The organism is Helicobacter cholecystus (assembly GCF_003364215.1).
Lineage (GTDB): Bacteria > Campylobacterota > Campylobacteria > Campylobacterales > Helicobacteraceae > Helicobacter_G > Helicobacter_G cholecystus.
On sequence record NZ_NXLU01000004.1, the window covers coordinates 1 to 19,013 of the forward strand.

Genomic DNA, 19,013 nt, shown 5'->3' on the forward strand with positions numbered 1-19,013 from the left:
ATTTCTTATATGAGAGAGAAGGATTTGTTTTTAAAGAGATGAAGACTTCTTTAAAACAAAAGTGAAGGAGTAAAGAGATTAGAGATTAGAGATTAGAGAGTAAAGAGAGTGAGAGATTAAATCAAGAGTGAAAGATTTAAACCTTAAGGTTTAGAGTTATGAGGTTGAATGCATAGGGTTTGATGATGCTTCCTTTTTAGGGAAGCATCATAGAGCCTTATTATCTTGATTATTTCCTTCAAGATAGTTTACTGTTTTTTTCATTAAGCGTCTCCTTTAAGTCTTAATAGACTATTCTCTCCCCCTAGAGAATAGTCGGGGCTCTATTGTTTATATGATGAGAAGAAAGCTTGAGATATCTTTTTATAATTCCTTATGCTACTATTACAAAGTTTTAATTGGAGAATATAATGTTTTATCGATTTATTTTTTTATTATTTCCATTAGTATTTTGGGCACAAAACTACCAAGATTTACTTAATGAAATTGTTTTATTAAATATGAAAAATCAAAATCTCTCCTCAACACAAGAAATACTTAAAGTTTCTCAAAAAAAGGAGAGGATCTATCAAGAAATTATTTCATCCATTGCAACACAAAAACCCCAAGATTCTTCTAATTTACAAAATGCTATTGAAAATCTTCAACTCTCTTTAAATGCTTCAACTCTCTCTCCTGAACTTTTGGCATATAACACCCTAAAACTCAATAGCCTTCTTAGCCAAAAAGCAATGCAAGATCTTGCTATTTCTATTTATACCAAAAACTCATTTTTCACAACAAAATCTCAAATCCAAAATCTTATTGAAAAAACCCTAAAACATCTTAAAAGCTATACACTCATTCCAACTAAAGGACTAGATCAAATCCAAAAACAAAAACTCCAAGAGCAAATGACAGTATTTGAAATTACAACAGAAAGCTATATTGAAATTTTAAATTTTCTAGCTCATAATGTAAAATCTCTCACCCCTCAAAGTATATGGAGCAATATTAATCTTCCCTCACTCTTAGAATGGATTGAGAAAATCTTACCCGATAATATTTCCTCACCCATACTTGCTAAAAGTATCGTATCTTTAAGTGTGTTTATTACTCTTTTCTTTTTTCGCCATATTATTGCCCATTTAATCATTAGGGTTTTAAGCTATTTTTCAAAATTCCTTAAAAATAAAGAAGTACAAGATAAGATTAAAAATGATATTTCTAAACCTATCTTATACTTTTTGATTATTAGTAGTTTTTCTATTTCTCTTGGAGTTCTTACATTCCCTAAACCTGTATCTCCCAATTTTGCAATGTGGGTAAATGCTTCTTATATCATCACTCTCTCTTGGTTTACAATTCTACTTTTCAAGGGTTATGGAATTGCGATTTTAGGAAGTATTGCTGAAAAAAACAATACCTTCAGACGCGAAGTGATTAATCTGCTTCTTAAAATTATTTATTTTCTGATTATTCTTGTTGCTATTCTTATATTGCTTAAAAACTTTGGATTTAATATCTCAGCTCTTATTGCTTCTCTTGGAATTGGGGGCTTAGCAGTAGCATTTGCAGTTAAGGATATGTTGGCAAACTTCTTTGCTTCTGTAGTCTTGCTCTTTGATAATTCCTTTAATCAGGGGGATTGGATTGTATGTGGGGATATTGAAGGAACAGTAGTTGAGATGGGGCTAAGACGCACTACAATTAGAACTTTTGATAATGCAATGCTCTTTGTGCCAAACTCGCTTCTAGCTAATAGCTCTGTAAGAAATTGGAATCGAAGAAAAAGAGGAAGAAGAATCAGGATGCAAATTGGCATAACCTATGATTCTACCCCTGAGCAAATCCGCTCTTGCATTAAAGATATAAAAACAATGCTCATTAACCACCCCATGATTGCAAAAGACAATGATGAACGCCCACCACTGAGTCATTATGAATTAGATTTAAAACAAAATATCGTTTCTCTTGATGATTTGCTTGGATACAAAAGCAATCTCTTTGTTGTGCTTGATGAGTTTGCAGATAGTTCAATCAATATTTTGGTATATTGCTTCTCAACAACCGTAGTTTGGGGAGAATGGTTGGATGTACGCCAAGATGTAATGCTTAAGATCATGGATATTCTCGCAACTCATAATCTCAGCTTTGCATTCCCAAGCCAAAGCCTCTATATTGAAGAGATACCTAAAGTGTCTCTTGCCCAATCTTAAGATAGCGTTCATAATAAAATTTTACAAATTCTTTTGTCTGTGTTTGAAGTGGGAGATAAATCCCCTCTTCTTTACTTAAAAATTGATATAAAAATTCTCCTGCCTCTCTCTTTTGCAAATAATGACTTGCCAATTGAATGTAAATCCTTCTCATCCACTCCCAATATTGCGCACTTTTATTCTCAAAAATTTCTAGCTTCCCTGCTTTAAAACACAATACTCCACACTCAAAGGCTCCACTCAGATGAAACAATGCTTCACAATAATAGGGTAAAACCTCAAGATTATCTCTATATGCAAGCAATCCTACACTGCGTTTAATATGCTCTCTTAATAACCCCTCACTCAAACTCTTTTCTTTACTCATAAAATAAGCGACAAGTCCTCCGCAAGTTGCTTTAAATTCTTCAATATTTTTAAACTCCCCCCTTTTATTCATTATCCTCTCACTGCTCTCATCAACCCATAGAATATGCCCATATTCATGACCATTTGTAGAAATATCATAAATACTCTTCCAGAGCTCTTCATTGCCCAAATCTGCATAATATTGACTAAGAAAATATTCAGGAAAGATCTCTTGTTCAAGACGTGTTTTTGGTTTAGATTTAAGTGAATACCAAATTCTTGAAGTATAGGCAAAAATCTTTTTATTCATCCCTTCATCATTAGGAATAACCTGTGCAGAGAAAAGCCCGTTATTAAGCGATCCATAAAAAGCCAAAGGTAAGCTATCAAAAAATTGCGTTTGCTCCAACCTCTGCAAGACTTCAAGTTTAAGAGTCTCTGATGCATTCAGTTGATCAGAGAGAGTTTGAAACATTTCTTTGACACGTATTTTGGTTTGTTTTTGTGATTGTTCTTGCGGATTCTTAAGACGAATATCCCACTCAGGGGCAACACTATGGCGGTAAATGTCCTCATAATATTCAAAAGGATGCACAACTTGCAAAGGTGCTTTAATCATAAGCCAAGCCAAATCTGTTTGTCTCCAAGATTGTATGAGATTTTCTTTTGCATTTAAAGAGGCGATAAGTTTTTTAAAATAATGAAGATACTGCTCTTTTTGAGGGTGAGAATGGGGAGAGAGAGCAAGAAGAAGATTTTGGAGAGCATGGGTAATTTTTTGGATTTGTGGAGCAAAGCAAAGTGCATAAGGTATGACCTCCACTTTACCTTGAGTGATTTGAGCAATGGAATAGCTTTTCTCTCCGCTCACCTCTCCTTGAGCTTTATCTGTGCTTGCCCTTAACATGTCCTGCTCTACTTGGGTAAATTTTTGTGCATTAATTCCCTCAATTAAGACATCATTCCACTCAATAAACCACTCATTAAACCCAAGTCCCACTTGATGCACCCCTTTAATCAGTTCATATTCAAACTCACTTAAAATCCCTTTTGCAAACGCTATCATTTTCTCAAACCTTCTAGCATACAATACACTCACATACTCAATCATTTCTCGCTTTTCTTTTCTTAGATCCCCTCTTCCTTCCTGCTTTAAAATCTGCAATATTGGGGCAACTCTGAGATTAATAATTCTCTCACAAAGTGCAAAATCTACCTTTGCATCTCTTTTCAATCCTAATTTCTCCCTCAAACCCCTCAACTCTTCCCTATCCTCACCCTTGATTGCCTCATAAAGCTCATTTAATTTATTTTGCTCTCTCAGAGCATATTCCCATAATCTTTGCATTATTCCTCCTTATAAGGTTTGCACTCTAATAAAAGTTTTTGGATAAATTGTCCTTCTTGCCCTATCCAATAAGCATAATCACATACCAAGACAAGCTTTTTTCTCATTCTTGAGATGGCAACATTAAGGGCATAAAGGGCTTGAATATTTTTGCTATCTGTTAAAAAATAAGAAAGGGTAACTGGAGAGAAAATAATCCCATCAAATTCTTGGCCTTGAGAACCGTGGATTGTAAAAACTTTATCATAAGGAAGCCCATTGCGTATAAGAAGCTTTCTTTGATTGACAAAGGGGGTAATCACGGCCCAATCATATCTTGAGTTATAAATTTGCTTCACTCCTGCCACTTCTGAAAGATTGATATTTTTCTCTTCTTGATGCTTAAGGGTATGGGTGGGTAAGTTTGCAACATCTAAAAAATATAATTCACTCTCTTGGGGCATTCCTTTAAGACCATTTTTATAGATATAGGCATCCAAAATCAAAGCAAGATTATTGCCATAGCGATGAGTTTGTTTGAGCACGGAGGCCTTGGTGTATTTAAAATCCATACAATCACTGAATAATCTATCTGTAAAAATATGTTCAAGATAAATTCCAGAATATCCCCATATTGCAAGTTCTTTATCTTTAAGTTTCTCACTCTCCTCAATCTCACAAACAGGTTGAAGCTGTTTGTGATCTCCAAGCAATGTCAAGGGGGCATTGCAAGCACACAAAGTGCATACTTTAGGCAGTGGGGCAAAGGCACACTCATCTAAGAAAATATGATCAAACTCCACCTCTAAACTTCCATAGCGAGAAATAAACCCATCTAAAGTCATTGCCAATACATTGGCATCTTTAATCCTCTCTTTGGGATTGAGATTAAAAAGATTGCTCTCTTTATTTGTTTTCTCACAAATCTCAGGATACTTCAAAGAAAATTCTAATGTTGGGATCCCTAGACGCAAAACACTCTCTCTTGCAATTGCATGTTCATCAAATTTTTGAATCAATGTTTTTATAGCTTGTTCAAGTGCATTATTGGTTGGAGCAATGAGTGCGATTTTTTTATCTGCATTAATGAGTTTTTCTATTGCCTCAAAAAGCACTCTTTGGGTTTTTCCACTTCCTGGAGCTCCCCAAATATACACAAGAGGATGAGAAAAGATTCTCTTAAGGGCTCTTTTTTGCTCTTCACTTAAATCTGAAAGCAAGGAATTAAATTTGGGTGAAATGGGGAGTTTGGAAGGTAGGGAGACAGTTTGAGAATTAAAAAATTGCTCAACATTCTTAACTAAAAATTTCAAATCACTCTTGAGCATAAAAGAATCTTTATAATACTCTGGAGTATTAAACTTAAGTGTTAGAGTGAGTAAAGCTTCATCATATGCAACAACTTCAATATCTCCACTATTTTCAATCTGATAATCTTTCCCATCAATTTCTAAGAAAATATTCTCTAGACTAAAAAGTTTTTGCTTAAGTGTAATGGTTAAAATGGGTGTTTTAAACTCTGAGTGAAAATGAGGAATCTTCTCCACTCCTTTATGATTTTGCAATAAATAATCATAAAATTTTTTTGCACAAGAGGCTAGGAGTAGCTCTACCAAAGCAGAAGTTTATACCCTATAGAAATTTGAGAACCGCTATAAACTTGATGTAAAGTAATATTTCCATCCTTTTGTGCAGGCACTGCAAGTGGAGAAATTGCCATTTTATAAGTGAGTTCAAAACGATGAATATTGCCTAAAACTACACTTGCCCCCACTCTCCAATATGCTCCATAAGTATCACTTTTAAGATCATAGCCTCTAAGAGTTTTATTTGAAACAAGGAATCTCATTCCATATTCAAACCCCCCAAAGATTCCCAGACTCATTGCATTTTCTTTATAAAAATCAATCAATAAATCAAGAGCCCCAAGCAATGAGAAAGCTCCCTCTATTTCTCCCCCAATATTTGCTCCCCCCATTCCAAACTCACCCAAAATCCTTCCCCCAACATATTCTTCGGCATCCCAAAACTGCTGAACTCCCCCACTTAAAGAAAGCATATAACTCTTTCCATCTGCTTTAATTGCTAATAGAGAGTTTCCCTGCTCTCTTTGAGTGATCTCAAAATTTGAAGATCCAAAATCTAATGCAGCCCCAAAAAAATATTTTGGATCATTTGCAAAAAGAAAAAATGGCGTAAAAAAAAATATTAGCTTTTTCAACACTCACTCCTTAGTTGCTAAAAACAATGTTGAGAGCTTAGCACTATAGCTTTTACTCCATACATTACTAAATCCTACTTTACTTAGCTCATCTTTAAGCTCTTGAGTGGAAGCAAAAGCTTCAATAGAATGAGGCAAATACTGATAAGCTTTAAGATTTTTAGAAATCAGTCCCCCAATAAGAGGCAGAATCTTTTGAGTATAAAACTTTGCACCTTTTTGCAAAAGAGTGGGTGAGGGGTTGTGAGTAAATTCTAAAATCAAAAGCACTCCTCCTTTTTTAAGAATGCGATGAAATTCTTTAAGTGCTTCTTGATAGCCACACACATTTCTTAATCCATAAGCAATGGATACAATATCTACACTCTCATTTTCTAGAGGGATCTCTTGGGCCTGGGCTTGAATAAAGCTTGCGTTATACACCTTTTTTTTAGCCACCTCAAGCATTGCAGATGAGGGGTCAATTCCTAAAAGCTCACAATCCTCTTGAAGATATTTTTGCCAATGAATTAACATATCGCCTGTCCCGCAAGCCAAATCTGCTACTTTTAACCCATTACTTTTACCCATTCGCTCAAGGGTTTTTATACATCCCTCTTTTCTCCATTTTACATCCACTCCAAAACTCAACACTCGATTAGCCAAGTCATAGCTTGGAGCAATATCATCAAACATTTCTACAATTTGTTTTTGTCTATCCATTTCTTGCCTCACATAGCCATGCATGAAGTGCATCAATTTGATATTGTGTTTGCTTAGTTGAAGTGCCTCCAAAAGAGTTTCTAGCATTCATTGAGGCTCTTAAGTCTAGCACACTCTTTACCCCCTCTTTAATTCTACTATCCACCTCTCTTATCTCACTCTCCTCTAGCTCACTAATGTCTACCCCCCTACTCTCTGCATAGGCTACAACTTTTCCAGTAATATGATGAGCTTCACGAAAGGGAATGGAGCATTTTTGCACTAAAAAGTCTGCTAAATCTGTTGCAGTGAGATGCCCAATTTTTGCCATTTTCTCCATTTTGTGAGGATGAATACTGAGAGTTTGGAGTGCTTTATTTAAAATTTCAAGACTCATCAACACAGTTTTAACACTATCAAAAACCCCCTCTTTATCTTCTTGGGTATCTTTATTGTAGGCAAGAGGCAAACCCTTCATCACCACTAAAAGTGAAATAAGATTCCCATAAACTCTCCCACTCTTTCCCCTTAAAAGCTCTGCAACATCAGGATTTTTTTTCTGGGGCATAATAGAGCTTCCCGTAGAATACTCATCACTAAAGCTAATATAGCCAAATTCATAACTGCTCCACAAAATCAGCTCTTCTGCCATTCGTGAAATATGCATCATAATCATAGAAATTTCATAAAGTAAATCAAGAGCAAAATCCCTCTCACTCACTGAATCCATAGCATTAAGTGTTGGAGCACTAAAACCTAATATTTCTGAGGTGAAATCTCTATCCGTAGGATAAGGCACACCCGCAAGCGCCCCACTTCCTAGTGGGCAAAAATTATTTCGCTTATAGCTCTCTTTGAGGCGCTCATAATCTCTTTTAAGATTCATTACCCACGCCACAAGATGAAATCCAAGATTAATAGGCTGAGCGTGTTGGAGATGTGTCATTCCTGCTAAGAGTGTTTGAGTATTTTTTGAGGCAAGATCAAGAAGAGTGTCAATCAAATCTAAAAGCAAAAAACGGATTTGAATATTACTTTTTAAAGTATAAAGTTTAAAATCAAGAGCAACCTGATCATTTCGACTTCTGGCTGTATGAAGTTTTTTCCCTACTTCACCAATTTTTTCTATTAATGCCCCCTCAATACTCATATGAATATCCTCATCACTCAGTCGAAAAACAAATTCCCCTCTTGCAATCTCTTCTGCAATCTGTTCTAGGCCCTTAATAATGCTTTCATACTCTTGAGAATCTAAAATGCCACAAGAGCAAAGCATTTGAGCATGAGCCTTTGAGCCTTGTATATCTTGTTCCCAAAGCTCTTTATCAAACATAATGGATGCATTAAATTCATCTAAAAGCGCATTGCTATCCTTGCTGAATCTCCCTGCCCAAAGCTTTGCCATTTACTTCACCCATAAATTTGGCTGAAGCACTACTAAAATCAAGATCAAAATCAAGATCAATGTTGGCACTTCATTAAACACTCTAAAGAATTTTCCACTTCGCTTACAAGTGCCTCTCTCAAAGCTCTTCATATAATGACCGCACAAAAGGTGATATCCCACAAGGAGAATAATTAATGTTAGCTTAAGATGAAGCCAAGCAGCAATTTTCATATATTCCCCGCCCCCAAGCACAATAATTAGACCCACACCACTGCCTAAAGTCACAATCATTGCAGGCCAACCAATAAAGTAATACAACTTATTCTCTTGGATTTTAACAACCTCTACAAAGCCTTGATTAGCAATATGTTCTGCATGATAAACAAATAATCTAGGGATATAAAACAACATTGCCATCCAAGAAACAAATGCCAAAATATGCAAAACCTTAAGCCACTCATACACTGCCATTCTCTACCTCCAAAAAACAAAATTTTAACACAGGAAAATTGCTTCATTTGCACAAAGATTCTCAAACTCTTCTTTACTTGCAAGATTTGAAGATAGGGTGATTTTCACCCCTTGCATTAAAAACTCTTTCTCAATTACCTCAACTTCAGAGCTTTGAGCCAAATAAATAATTTGATTAAGCAAAGAGTAGGAAACCTCAATTTTCCATTGAAGTTTTTTTTCATAAGGAATAAGAAGGTTTTGGGTTTTTGCATTTTTAATCGCACTTTGCACAGCCTGAGTATATGCTCTCACTAAACCCCCTACACCTAAAAGCGTTCCTCCAAAATATCGCACAGTAATCACCCCCACATTGACTAAATTTTCCCCTCTGAGCACATTGAGTGTAGGCATGCCTGAACTTCCCTTAGGCTCTCCATCATCACTAAAACTCTCAACTAATTGCTCTTGTAAGATTCTACTAGCAGTCACAAAATGCACAGCTTTGGAATGCTGAGTTTTAAGAGAGGCAAGAGTAGAGACAAACTCAATATCTAACACAAGATAGCTTAAAAATTTTGAGCCTTTGATTTCATAAAATCCTTGACTACTCTGTTTTAATTGCAGTGTCTTTAAATTCACCACCTTCTCCAATAGGTGCATTTAAAGGTTCAAGATTAATCAATAATGTTTCTTTTTTGAGAATTAAATTTTCTTTATCTTCAATCACTTCAAACTCACCATCAAAATCTTCCATTAATTTTTGCTCAAACTTCATAGCCTCAGATGAAGCACACATTTTTCGCGTCATCCCTGAATTTCTCATCTCAATCACATTTTCTTTGTCTTTGACCCAAACATAATTTGCAAAAAATGTATTGCATCCTGTATTACCATAGACCTTTAGCTCACTCGTATCAAATCTTAGCGAGGGGATTTGCTCAAAATCCTTTGCTTGATATAGCTCTCCACCCAAATTAAAGGAAGCAATCCTCCAATTATGTTTAGCCAAATTGATCGAAGGTCCAAAATCAAACATATTGATAAAAAAACATCCTCCAAACATTAAAGGCAAAAGTAAGATTATAGAAGATAAGAAAAATCGTCTAAACATAATAACTTCCTAAACATACCAATCTCAAAAATCAAATAAACGAAATTTTTAGTGATATAAAAGTATAAAATTGCGAATAGGAATAATACAAAAGGATAGTTTATGGAATGCTTATTTGAGATTAAAAAAGCACAAAAAATTAAAAATAGAAAAATTATCTTAGGCTATGCCCCCCATTTAATTGATGAAAACTCTCTTGTTTTTTCTCCTCTTGGGGTTGCTTGTGATTATCAAATTAATTATGAGGTCGGAAGCGAAGAAGGGGTAGCCATGCTTCTAGCTCATACACTCTCTCCTGGAATCTTTAATAATCTTAAAGATTTTGATATGGGATACTTAAGTGCTGAGAGCAATGTGGGGGAAGAAGAGCTTGAAGAAGTCTTAAATTTTATTGCTAATGAGAGTTTTTGCGTTATTCTCACTCAAGATTTTCTTGCCCATCCTCTAGGATACAAGATTCTCAGCCTGCTTTCTACCTCATCTCTTCTAGCCCATTACCCTCTCTTCCTCCAAGATCAGCCTCTCTCTTATTGCCAACCCTTAGGAGAGAGCAATGGAATGATTGCAAGAATCACTCAAGCACAAAGTTGTGAACTTAGAGGTTCTAGCCAATTTGCCCTTTTCTCAAAGCTACAACATCTTGAGAAAATCACTCTTAAAGCTCAAGATTTGCAAACCCAAACTACTTTTATTCTTGATGAAAGCATGAAGGGTGTGATTGCACTTCTAAAAATTTCCACCCCCTATCCACACTATCCCTATCAAAAAATTCAAATCCTTAAATAAGGAATTAAATTTGCTAGTTTGGGGTGAAAAAGGATTTAAGGGTCAAACTTGCGTATTGTTTTTGGAATAATTTTTAGTGTTGTTTTATGCTTTGCTTTAGAGGTTAAAGTCAATTTTGGAAAAGAGAATAATCAAGATTTTTCAGTCTTAAACCTCAATGCAGAAGAGCCTTTTGAATGCCAAGAAAATTACAGTGTGTATGGAGATATTACCTCAATCACTTGTCAAGTCAATCAAACTCCTGTGAATAATTTTGTGCCTACAAATACGGTATTTTTCAATTTTGCTACAAAAATCAATAATCAGCATTTCTACTTTATCATTACCCCCAAATTCAAAGCCAAACTTTTCTCTACATTCATTGATCTTAAAACCCCAACTCCTATCCCCAAAGAGCGTCCAAAAAAATCTAAACATTGGCAAATTATTGGCTATGTCGATCGCATTCCTTTTCTCTCAGAAGAAAAAACAAGTGGTCTTAATTTTCCTATCAACATTCCTAGTGTGGAAAATCTCTATATTCACCAACTTGATATTAATCTAAGACCTCTAAAATATCAAGAAGGACTAGACTTTGATAAGCTCAAGGAAATCAGAATCCTCTTTACACAACAAAAATATGCTGATGTGCTTAGCGATTCAAACAAAGCACTCAAAGCCTTTCCCTCCAGTATCTTTAAAAAAGACTTTATGCTCTATAAAATCAAAGCTCTTACACACTTCCCTACAAAGGATAATCTCAACACAATTATTGCTCTAGCACTTGAGTGGATCAAGACCTATCCCTCTGATACAGCAATTCCTGAAGTTTTATATATTCTTGCAAATACTTATGCACAAATTTATCTTAATGATGAAGCCTATTATTACTATCAAAGGATTATCAATGAGTATAAAGATACTGACTGGATGGCATTAGCAAAAATGCAACTTGCAAAAAACTTTGCCTCTGAAGGGTTGTATAAAATCACGCCAAGCTATTTTATTGATGCATACAAAAGTGCAAAAAATAAGCAAACTGCAAATCAAATTGCAGTAGAGTGGGCAATTTTTAGTCTTGATCATAATGAAAAAGAAAAGGCTAAAGAACTTCTAGAATTCATCTTAAAGAGCAATCCCTCTTATCTCTTGGAAAATTCTGCGCAAAGCATTTCTGTTGCTAAAGCTCTTGCGAATTATGAACTTTACGCAAATGCAGCAGATATTGGATCTTATCTTATCGATCACCTCAGTCCTAAAGATGAGCAATTAGAAAATTTGATTGATCTTGTCGCACAGTGGTATCAAAAGGCAGGAATGCTCGATAAAGCAAGAGCCTACAATCTTGAGTTTCTTGCACGTTACCCCAATTCAAAAAAATATCAAAGTGTGGTCCTTAGAAATGATCGCTTACTGTTTGATCTTAATGGGGATGATAGCCCTGAGAATAGAATTAAAGCAATGGATGAAATTATCAAAAAATATCCCCATAGCAAAGAGGCCCAAACCGCTTATATGCTTAAAGCACAAGCACTCTTTGAACTTAAAAAATACCAAGATGTGCTTGATCTTAAAGAACATATTCAGGGATCGCCTCTCATTGCAAAAAGTAAAAATGCCATTATCTTAGATTTTCTTAAAGATGGGCAATGCAAAAAGATTCCACCCTATCTAGAAGGAAGTGATATTAATGTATTTGGGAGTGAAACAAAGCTAGAACTCTTTGATTGTCTCTACTCTATTTCCCACTATCAAGATGCAAAAACCCTGCTTGATAGTGTCTCTTTGGAAAATCAAGATGCACAACAAAAGCTTCCTTGGACTTATCGATTGACAAAAGTTTTATATGAATTAGGAGATTTTGCTCAATCAAGATTAGCAGGTGATGATACCTCAGCAATTGCTCATGCACTCAAGCTTAAAGAATATTATGATGTGGATTTTTATCTCTTTCATGATTTAGCCCAGCTCAAACTCTATGATAAGGCCCAAAAAGTTTCTGCCTTACTTAATGAAGATTTCAAAGATGATGCAAGAATGCTTAAAGTATGGAGAATACTTATGGATTGGGCAAAGGCTAAGGGAGATAATAATGCGACTGAGATATATGCAAAAGATATTTTAGCCCTTCAGGATAAGGTCAAAAACTATGATGATACCCCCTATGTCAATCTAGTTTTAATTGAAGTTCTCAATAAAATGGGAAGATTTACAGAAAGCAAAGAAGAGATTAAAACTTTACTTGAGGGCAAACTCACCCCTGCTGAACGCCAAAAGATTCTCTACATCCAAGGAACACTCCTTAAAGCGCTTGGAGAAGATGCTAAAAACTCATTTACTGAGTGTGCACAGATTAATATTCTCTCAAGTTGGAAAGATTTGTGTCAAAAGAGCTTGGATCTTGAAAAGTAGGTTCGCTCTCTACCACAATCTTCTCTCCCTCAAATTCAAATTCTATTCTTGATGCATGCAGTGCCAATCGCTCCATTCCAAAATACTCTTTTCTTTTCTGCATGCAGAGAGCAGTATCTAAAAACTCTCTACTATAAACATCATCACAACCATAGAGTGGATCTCCTAAAATAGGCATTCCTAAATATGCAAGATGGAGGCGGATTTGGTGTGTGCGTCCTGTAAGAGGATAGGCCTCAATCAAACTCACTCCATTGTTTATACAAAGAGGGCGGATTAAAGTTTGAGCGGATTTTCCCTTAGGAGAAATCATTGAGCGAATCTTTAAATCTATAAACTTTCCTTCTGCCTTAGGGGAGAGAATGGGCGCATCAATGAGTATTTCTTCTTTCAACTCTCCTTTAATTAGGGCTTGATAAGTCTTTTTAACTTCTCCTCTTTCAAATAACCCCTTAAGATTTCCCTCTTTTTTCTTATTAATACTGCACACCAAAATTCCACTTGTTAGAGCATCAAGTCGATGAGCAGGATTAGCCTCTCTGCCAAATTCACTCTTGAGCTCATCACACACACTTAGCCCTCCTTGAGTGTTTCTAGGATGGGTAAGAAGTTCTGGGGGTTTGTCATAAACAACAAAGCTAGGGGTGAGTAGGAGTTTTTTTAAAAAAAGTCGTTGAGGAACAAAATGCAATAATTCTACCTCTGCACAAATACACTCAGCCTTTGTAACTCCTCTTCCCCTTTGGCTAAGCCAACCCTTATCTAAAATCTTTTGCGCTTCTTTTTGAGAATATCCAAAGGTCCTCATCAGCCATAAAAAAGCCTTTTGTTCCTTTTGAACTAAGAAAGTTTGGGTAATGAATGGCATAAAGTATAATTTTGGATATGCAAAATGGGTTGTTGGGTGAATAAATCTTTTTTAAGATAGAAATTCACATTATAAATCACTTCCACCTCTTCAATGTCTTTAAAAAAAGCCACGGCCTTAATAGGTCGCCCAAAAGCCCTGCATTTAAGAGAGGTATGCTCTTTTTCTTTTCCAATTTTTTTACTCTCAATAATTTGAAGCTCTCTGATACTAAAAATAGGCTCAGGATTACCCTCTCCATAAGGTGCAAAAGATTCAATCACTCTTAACATCTCATTTCCCAATATCCCCTCTCCAATCTCTCCTAAAACCTCCTTATTTTCTTGCTCTTCTTCATAATAAGCTTTAAACATTGAGACAAAGTCTTGAATATACTCTGCTGAGATACAAATCCCCATAGCCTTACTGTGTCCTCCAAACTCACAAACACCTCTAGGGAGCTGTTCTACACTTTTAAGTAGATTGACCCCATTTGCACTGCGCGCACTGCCTTGATATTTTCCATTTTTTGCACTTAAGACAAAGGCAGGTTTTCCAAATTTTCCTGCCAATCTTCCTGCCAAAATCCCTAAGATCCCCTCATGCCAATCCTCTCCATAAGCAATCACACACTCCTGCGTTTCAATAGCTTGCTGAAGTGCAATTTGCTCAAGTGAAGCTTGGATTTGTTTGCGTTGAGCATTAAGCTTTTGGAGGGATTTATAATATTTTTGTGCTTCTTGCAAAGTCTCACTGAGTATAAATTTTAATGCTACATCGGCCTCTCCCATTCTTCCTGAAGCATTCAGAAGCGGGGAAATATAATAAGAAATACACTCTCCATCAATTTCCTTATAAACCTTTTTTAAAACTTGAAAACAAGGATAGGGGGAGGTTGGATATTTTTTAATTGCAAATTTAAGCAAGGAACGATTCATTTCAACCAAAGGCATCACATCAGAAACAATAGCAATCCCTACAAACTCAATTAAAGAGGATAGATCAAATTCCACTCCAAGCACTTGCTTAATCCCTGCACAAAAATACCAAGCAACCAAACATCCACAAATCTCCTCTTGCACAAAGCCACTCACTCTTGGATTAATGATGAGTGCATCAGGAAGTTGATCTTTGGGCATATGATGATCGGTGATAATGAGAGTTTGCCCCCGTTTTTTGCACTCCTCTGCCACCTCAAGTGCTGTAATTCCATTATCTACTGTAATGATTAAATCTGCTCTCTCCTCTTTAGCTAAAACCCCTTCACTGATACCATATCCATCACTAAAGCGATTAGGAATGACATAAGAGAAGTTTTTCACTCCAATGGCTTGAAAAAATCTCACCATTACAGCGGTGGAGAGGATTCCATCTGCATCATAATCCCCAACAATTAAAATCCTTTTATTTTCTAAAAGGGCATTTTTAACTAGCTCAGAACCTTCTTTGACATTTTTAAGGCAAAAGGGTGGGGGAAGAGATTTGAGATTTGCAATTTTTTGATTCTCAAATCTCAAAGAAAGAAGAGAGTGAATTTGGGATAAATCAAGCATCAGTGCTTTAAAGATTGCTTCACAAATTCTAAAATGACTGGGTTTGGACTTTGCAGACGTGAAGTAAATTCTGGATGAAACTGCACAGCCACAAACCAAGGATGATCTGCAAGCTCTAGAGTTTCTATAAGTCCGCAACTCTCTCCACTGATAATCAAACCCTTTTCTTCTAATTGATGGCGGTATTTTGGATTTGCTTCATAGCGATGGCGATGACGCTCTTTAATGCTCTTTGCATTGGCATAAGCTTTTTGGATACGTGTTCCTTCTTTAAGCACACTCTCATATTCTCCTAATCGCATTGTGCCTCCAAGGGGAGAGGTATGAGTGCGGATTTGTTTTTGCCCTTCTTGATCAATAAAGTCCTCAATCATATAAATAAAAGGATATTGCGTATTCGCATCAAATTCACTTGAAGTAGCCTCTTGAATGCCTAAAACATTGCGAGCAAACTCAATAATGCTCAGTTGCATTCCAAGACAAATCCCAAGAAAAGGGATTTTATTCTCTCTTGCATATTTAATTGCTGTGATTTTGCCCTCAATCCCTCTTTCTCCAAAACCACCAGGAATCAAAATTCCATCAAGATCTTCAAGTTCATTTAAATTATTCTCTTGGAGCTTTTCACTATCAATCCACTTGATATTTACCCTAGCATCAAGATTTGCTCCTGCATGCACAAGGGCCTCAGTGAGGGATTTATAAGATTCTTTAAGACTAAGATATTTTCCAACAAAACCAATATTCACACTCTGTTTTGGAGAGATGATTTTTTTGACAAGCAAATCCCACTCTTGCATATTGGGTTTAAAGGGAGGGAGGGAGAAGTTTCTAGCAATGGGGGTAAGAATATCTTCTTGTAAGAAGTTAAGAGGCACTTGATAAATACTTTTTGCATCTTGGGCCACAATCACACTATCATCAGCCACATCACAACTCAAGGCAATCTTTCTCTTAAGTTCTTTGCTTAAGGGTTTCTCACTTCGTGCAACAATGATTTGAGGATTAATCCCAATGCGTCGTAATTCTTGCACAGAGTGTTGAGTGGGCTTGGTTTTAAGCTCTTCAGCAGTTTTAATATAAGGCACTAAAGTGACATGAATGCTTAACACTTGCTCATTCCCTAGCTCGTGCTTCATCTCTCTGATTGCCTCAAGATAAGGCATTCCCTCCATATCCCCTACAGTTCCTCCAAGCTCTACGACTAAAAAATCACTCCCCTCTCCTACACAGCGGATTCTATGTTTGATTTCATCCACAATATGGGGCACGATTTGGATTGTTTTACCTAGATACTCCCCTCTTCGCTCTTTTTCAATCACAGAGAGATACACCTGCCCTGTTGTGAAATTATTCTTTTTTTCTAAACTTTTATTTAAAAATCTCTCATAATGTCCAATATCAAGATCTGTTTCTGCTCCATCTTGAGTCACAAAAACCTCTCCATGCTCAAGGGGACTCATTGTTCCTGGATCAAGATTGATATAAGGGTCAATTTTAAGAATAGAGACCTCAAATCCAGAATGTTTTAAAAGTGTAGCAATTGAAGAAGAGGTGATTCCCTTGCCCAGTGAGCTTAGCACCCCCCCTGTCACAAAGATATATTTTGTTTGCATACAAATCCTTAGAAATCAAAAAATACAAGTGTCAATTATAGCAAGTAAGGTGGGAGATAGTGAATGTTTCCACTTTATCTTATTGTTTATCCAAAGACTTTTTGATAACTATAGGCTAAATCCTGTATTTTGCTTGTTTTAAATCTCTGAAACTATATAAAATAACAATAGCAGAATGATTAAGCTTTCTGAAAAGAGTGTAGATTTGATTGAGGGAATTAGTGAGAAGGGGTTTGAATGAATAAGAATATTTAAAAAAATTTTAAAACTTTTGGAAAAAAGTAAGGAGCGGGCTTCGCTTATTGAAAAGAAATTTTGGGAAAAGAGATGAATAAGTAATTATTTAAGGTTTGGCAGTTCAATCTCTTCAGAGAGAAAATTGGCAAAGAGATCGGGGGGAGTTTTTTGGATTGATCAATACACTTTTTCTTTACCACTGAAACATTCATTTGAGAATCAAAAAATTAAGCTCCCACAACATAACTTAATCAAATTCTTTCTTAGAATAAATGAGGGGGTAACCTTTCTATATAAACAACCCCTTCTCTCCAAAATTTGATCTTCTCAAGCTCTAAAGGCTAGAACATCTCTTTTATATTCTCATTCACCCCACACACCCAAAATTTTAAAAATCATCTTTAAAAAATTACCCGTGATAATTTGGAGCTTCTTTAGTGATCACCACATCATGCACATGAGATTCTCTAAGTCCTGCAGAGGTGATTTCCACAAACTCTGCCTTCTGCCAAAGTGTGGGGATATCCGCACTCCCAAGATAGCCCATAGAGCTTCTTAGCCCACCTACAAGTTGATGGATTACATCTGCAATTTTTCCTCTATAAGGCACTCTTCCCTCAATCCCCTCAGGGACAAGTTTATCTTGTGCAGTCCCCTCTTGAAAATAGCGATCAGAGCTTCCTTTTGTCATCGCACCAATACTTCCCATTCCTCGATAACTCTTATATTGGCGTCCTTGGTAAAGAAGCAAATCCCCTGGACTCTCCTCTGTGCCTGCAAGTAAACTTCCCACCATTACACTTGATGCTCCTACAGCCAAAGCTTTGGCGATATCCCCTGAGTATTTAATCCCCCCATCAGCAATAATTGGCACTCCTGCTTTTTGTCCCACTTCTGCACATCCCGCTACAGCAGAGATTTGAGGCATCCCCACTCCTGCGACAATTCGAGTTGTGCAGATACTTCCTGGTCCTATCCCTACTTTGATTGCATCAGCTCCAGCATTAATAAGATCCTGTGTAGCTTCAGGTGTAACAACATTTCCTACAACCACATCAATATCCATATCACGCTTAATGGATTCTAAGGTTTTAATAATATTTTTACTATGACCATGCGCACTATCAAGCACAAGCACATCAGCTCCTGCCTCCCACAATGCCCTTGCCCGATCAAGCTGTCCCACCCCAATCGCTCCCCCTACTCTTAATCTTCCCAAATCATCAATATTTGCATTGGGATATTCAATCTTTTTTTGAATATCCTTAATAGTAATTAAACCTTTGAGCACATTGTCTTTATCTACAATGGGGAGCTTCTCAATTCTATGCTTGTGCATAATCTCTTTGGCCTCCTCAAGACTTGTGCCCTCTTTTGCCGTAATAAGAGGCGTTTTTGTCATCACATCACCAATTTTTTTACTCATATCCGTTTCAAATCTCATATCACGATTTGTAAGAATTCCAATTAAAATCCCATACTCATCCACTACAGGAACTCCTGAGATTTTGTAATTATCAGTGATTTTCTTTGCATCAAGTAAAGTAGCATCTGCTTTTAAAGATACAGGATCATTAATAATGCCACTTTCACTTTTTTTCACCTTGCGGATTTGTTCAACTTGAGAGGGAATGTCCATATTCTTATGCACAATCCCAATCCCTCCAAGTCTTGCCATAGCAATGGCTGTGCGATATTCTGTAACTGTGTCCATCGCCGCTGAAACAAAGGGAATATTAAGCGTGATTCTTTTGCTCAAATAAGTCTTAAGACTCACTTCCTTAGGCAATACTTCTGAATAAGCTGGGATCAGTAATACATCCTCAAATGTCAATGCTTTTTCTCTAATCTTCATTC

15 protein-coding genes are annotated in these 19,013 nt (G+C 36.3%); 3 read left to right on the forward strand and 12 right to left on the reverse strand.

Translation table 11 applies throughout. From position 1 onward, the window contains the following. The first annotated feature begins 410 nt into the window (after positions 1-410). A complete protein-coding gene (locus CQA62_RS04010) occupies positions 411-2,198 on the forward strand; it encodes a mechanosensitive ion channel family protein (protein WP_104724649.1) in 1,788 nt (595 codons plus the stop codon). On the opposite strand, the gene ciaB is transcribed toward CQA62_RS04010, so the two are convergent. From ciaB to CQA62_RS04050, 8 genes are read right to left on the reverse strand one after another with little or no spacing between them, the layout of a single operon-like run. Further along, complete coding sequence (gene ciaB, locus CQA62_RS04015; RefSeq protein WP_104724650.1) at positions 2,173-3,894, reverse strand: invasion protein CiaB; 1,722 nt, start codon at positions 3,892-3,894, stop codon at positions 2,173-2,175. The two genes, CQA62_RS04010 and ciaB, sit on opposite strands and share 26 nt — an antisense overlap. Continuing rightward, positions 3,894-5,489, reverse strand: a complete 1,596-nt coding sequence (locus CQA62_RS04020; RefSeq protein WP_104724651.1) for an AAA domain-containing protein — start codon at positions 5,487-5,489, stop codon at positions 3,894-3,896. The genes ciaB and CQA62_RS04020 overlap by 1 nt, the downstream gene beginning before the upstream one ends. After that, entirely contained in the window at positions 5,483-6,094 is a 612-nt protein-coding gene (locus CQA62_RS04025; RefSeq protein WP_126498350.1) for an outer membrane beta-barrel protein, read from the reverse strand. The genes CQA62_RS04020 and CQA62_RS04025 overlap by 7 nt, the downstream gene beginning before the upstream one ends. A 3-nt stretch (positions 6,095-6,097) precedes the next feature. Continuing rightward, positions 6,098-6,796, reverse strand: a complete 699-nt coding sequence (gene ubiE, locus CQA62_RS04030) for a bifunctional demethylmenaquinone methyltransferase/2-methoxy-6-polyprenyl-1,4-benzoquinol methylase UbiE (protein ID WP_104724653.1) — start codon at positions 6,794-6,796, stop codon at positions 6,098-6,100. Further along, positions 6,789-8,180, reverse strand: a complete 1,392-nt coding sequence (argH, locus tag CQA62_RS04035) for an argininosuccinate lyase (protein WP_104724654.1) — start codon at positions 8,178-8,180, stop codon at positions 6,789-6,791. Before argH ends, ubiE begins: the two co-directional genes overlap by 8 nt. Then, the gene (gene hemJ / locus CQA62_RS04040) at positions 8,181-8,633 is read right to left on the reverse strand and encodes a protoporphyrinogen oxidase HemJ (protein WP_104724655.1); all 453 of its coding nucleotides are present in this window, start codon (positions 8,631-8,633) and stop codon (positions 8,181-8,183) included. A gap of 24 nt (positions 8,634-8,657) precedes the next feature. Continuing rightward, the gene (locus CQA62_RS04045; RefSeq protein ID WP_232006720.1) at positions 8,658-9,254 is read right to left on the reverse strand and encodes a YigZ family protein; all 597 of its coding nucleotides are present in this window, start codon (positions 9,252-9,254) and stop codon (positions 8,658-8,660) included. Then, positions 9,220-9,726 carry an META domain-containing protein gene (locus CQA62_RS04050; protein ID WP_104724657.1) on the reverse strand — a complete coding sequence of 169 codons (507 nt, stop codon included), beginning with the start codon at positions 9,724-9,726 and terminating at the stop codon, positions 9,220-9,222. The genes CQA62_RS04045 and CQA62_RS04050 overlap by 35 nt, the downstream gene beginning before the upstream one ends. Positions 9,727-9,828: 102 nt before the next feature. Here CQA62_RS04050 and CQA62_RS04055 point away from each other — a divergent pair, with 102 nt between their 5' ends. Next, entirely contained in the window at positions 9,829-10,512 is a 684-nt protein-coding gene (locus CQA62_RS04055; protein WP_104724658.1) for a hypothetical protein, read from the forward strand. Between the two features lie 48 nt (positions 10,513-10,560). Then, on the forward strand, positions 10,561-12,903 hold the full coding sequence (locus CQA62_RS04060; protein ID WP_104724659.1) for a tetratricopeptide repeat protein: 2,343 nt from the start codon (positions 10,561-10,563) through the stop codon (positions 12,901-12,903). On the opposite strand, the gene CQA62_RS04065 is transcribed toward CQA62_RS04060, so the two are convergent. The 4 genes from CQA62_RS04065 to guaB all read right to left on the reverse strand — a co-directional run bounded on the left by CQA62_RS04065 (position 12,845) and on the right by guaB (position 19,011). Beyond that, entirely contained in the window at positions 12,845-13,711 is an 867-nt protein-coding gene (locus tag CQA62_RS04065) for an RluA family pseudouridine synthase (protein ID WP_158653692.1), read from the reverse strand. The genes CQA62_RS04060 and CQA62_RS04065 overlap by 59 nt on opposite strands. 32 nt (positions 13,712-13,743) lie before the next feature. Then, positions 13,744-15,303 carry a single-stranded-DNA-specific exonuclease RecJ gene (gene recJ, locus CQA62_RS07035; protein ID WP_104724661.1) on the reverse strand — a complete coding sequence of 520 codons (1,560 nt, stop codon included), beginning with the start codon at positions 15,301-15,303 and terminating at the stop codon, positions 13,744-13,746. After that, on the reverse strand, positions 15,303-16,919 hold the full coding sequence (pyrG, locus tag CQA62_RS04075) for a glutamine hydrolyzing CTP synthase (RefSeq protein ID WP_104724662.1): 1,617 nt from the start codon (positions 16,917-16,919) through the stop codon (positions 15,303-15,305). The genes recJ and pyrG overlap by 1 nt, the downstream gene beginning before the upstream one ends. A gap of 646 nt (positions 16,920-17,565) precedes the next feature. Further along, positions 17,566-19,011 carry an IMP dehydrogenase gene (gene guaB, locus CQA62_RS04090; RefSeq protein ID WP_104724664.1) on the reverse strand — a complete coding sequence of 482 codons (1,446 nt, stop codon included), beginning with the start codon at positions 19,009-19,011 and terminating at the stop codon, positions 17,566-17,568. Positions 19,012-19,013: the final 2 nt, after the last annotated feature.

Bases quoted from the DNA above. Each gene is read 5' to 3' on its own strand.
- CQA62_RS04010 (WP_104724649.1), top strand. From the start codon at position 411: ATGTTTTATCGATTTATTTTTTTATTATTTCCATTAGTATTTTGGGCA.
- ciaB (WP_104724650.1), bottom strand. From the start codon at position 3,894: ATGCAAAGATTATGGGAATATGCTCTGAGAGAGCAAAATAAATTAAAT.
- ubiE (WP_104724653.1), bottom strand. From the start codon at position 6,796: ATGGATAGACAAAAACAAATTGTAGAAATGTTTGATGATATTGCTCCA.
- argH (WP_104724654.1), bottom strand. From the start codon at position 8,180: ATGGCAAAGCTTTGGGCAGGGAGATTCAGCAAGGATAGCAATGCGCTT.
- hemJ (WP_104724655.1), bottom strand. From the start codon at position 8,633: ATGGCAGTGTATGAGTGGCTTAAGGTTTTGCATATTTTGGCATTTGTT.
- CQA62_RS04050 (WP_104724657.1), bottom strand. From the start codon at position 9,726: ATGTTTAGACGATTTTTCTTATCTTCTATAATCTTACTTTTGCCTTTA.
- CQA62_RS04055 (WP_104724658.1), top strand. From the start codon at position 9,829: ATGGAATGCTTATTTGAGATTAAAAAAGCACAAAAAATTAAAAATAGA.
- CQA62_RS04065 (WP_158653692.1), bottom strand. From the start codon at position 13,711: ATGAGGACCTTTGGATATTCTCAAAAAGAAGCGCAAAAGATTTTAGAT.
- recJ (WP_104724661.1), bottom strand. From the start codon at position 15,303: ATGCTTGATTTATCCCAAATTCACTCTCTTCTTTCTTTGAGATTTGAG.
- pyrG (WP_104724662.1), bottom strand. From the start codon at position 16,919: ATGCAAACAAAATATATCTTTGTGACAGGGGGGGTGCTAAGCTCACTG.
- guaB (WP_104724664.1), bottom strand. From the start codon at position 19,011: ATGAAGATTAGAGAAAAAGCATTGACATTTGAGGATGTATTACTGATC.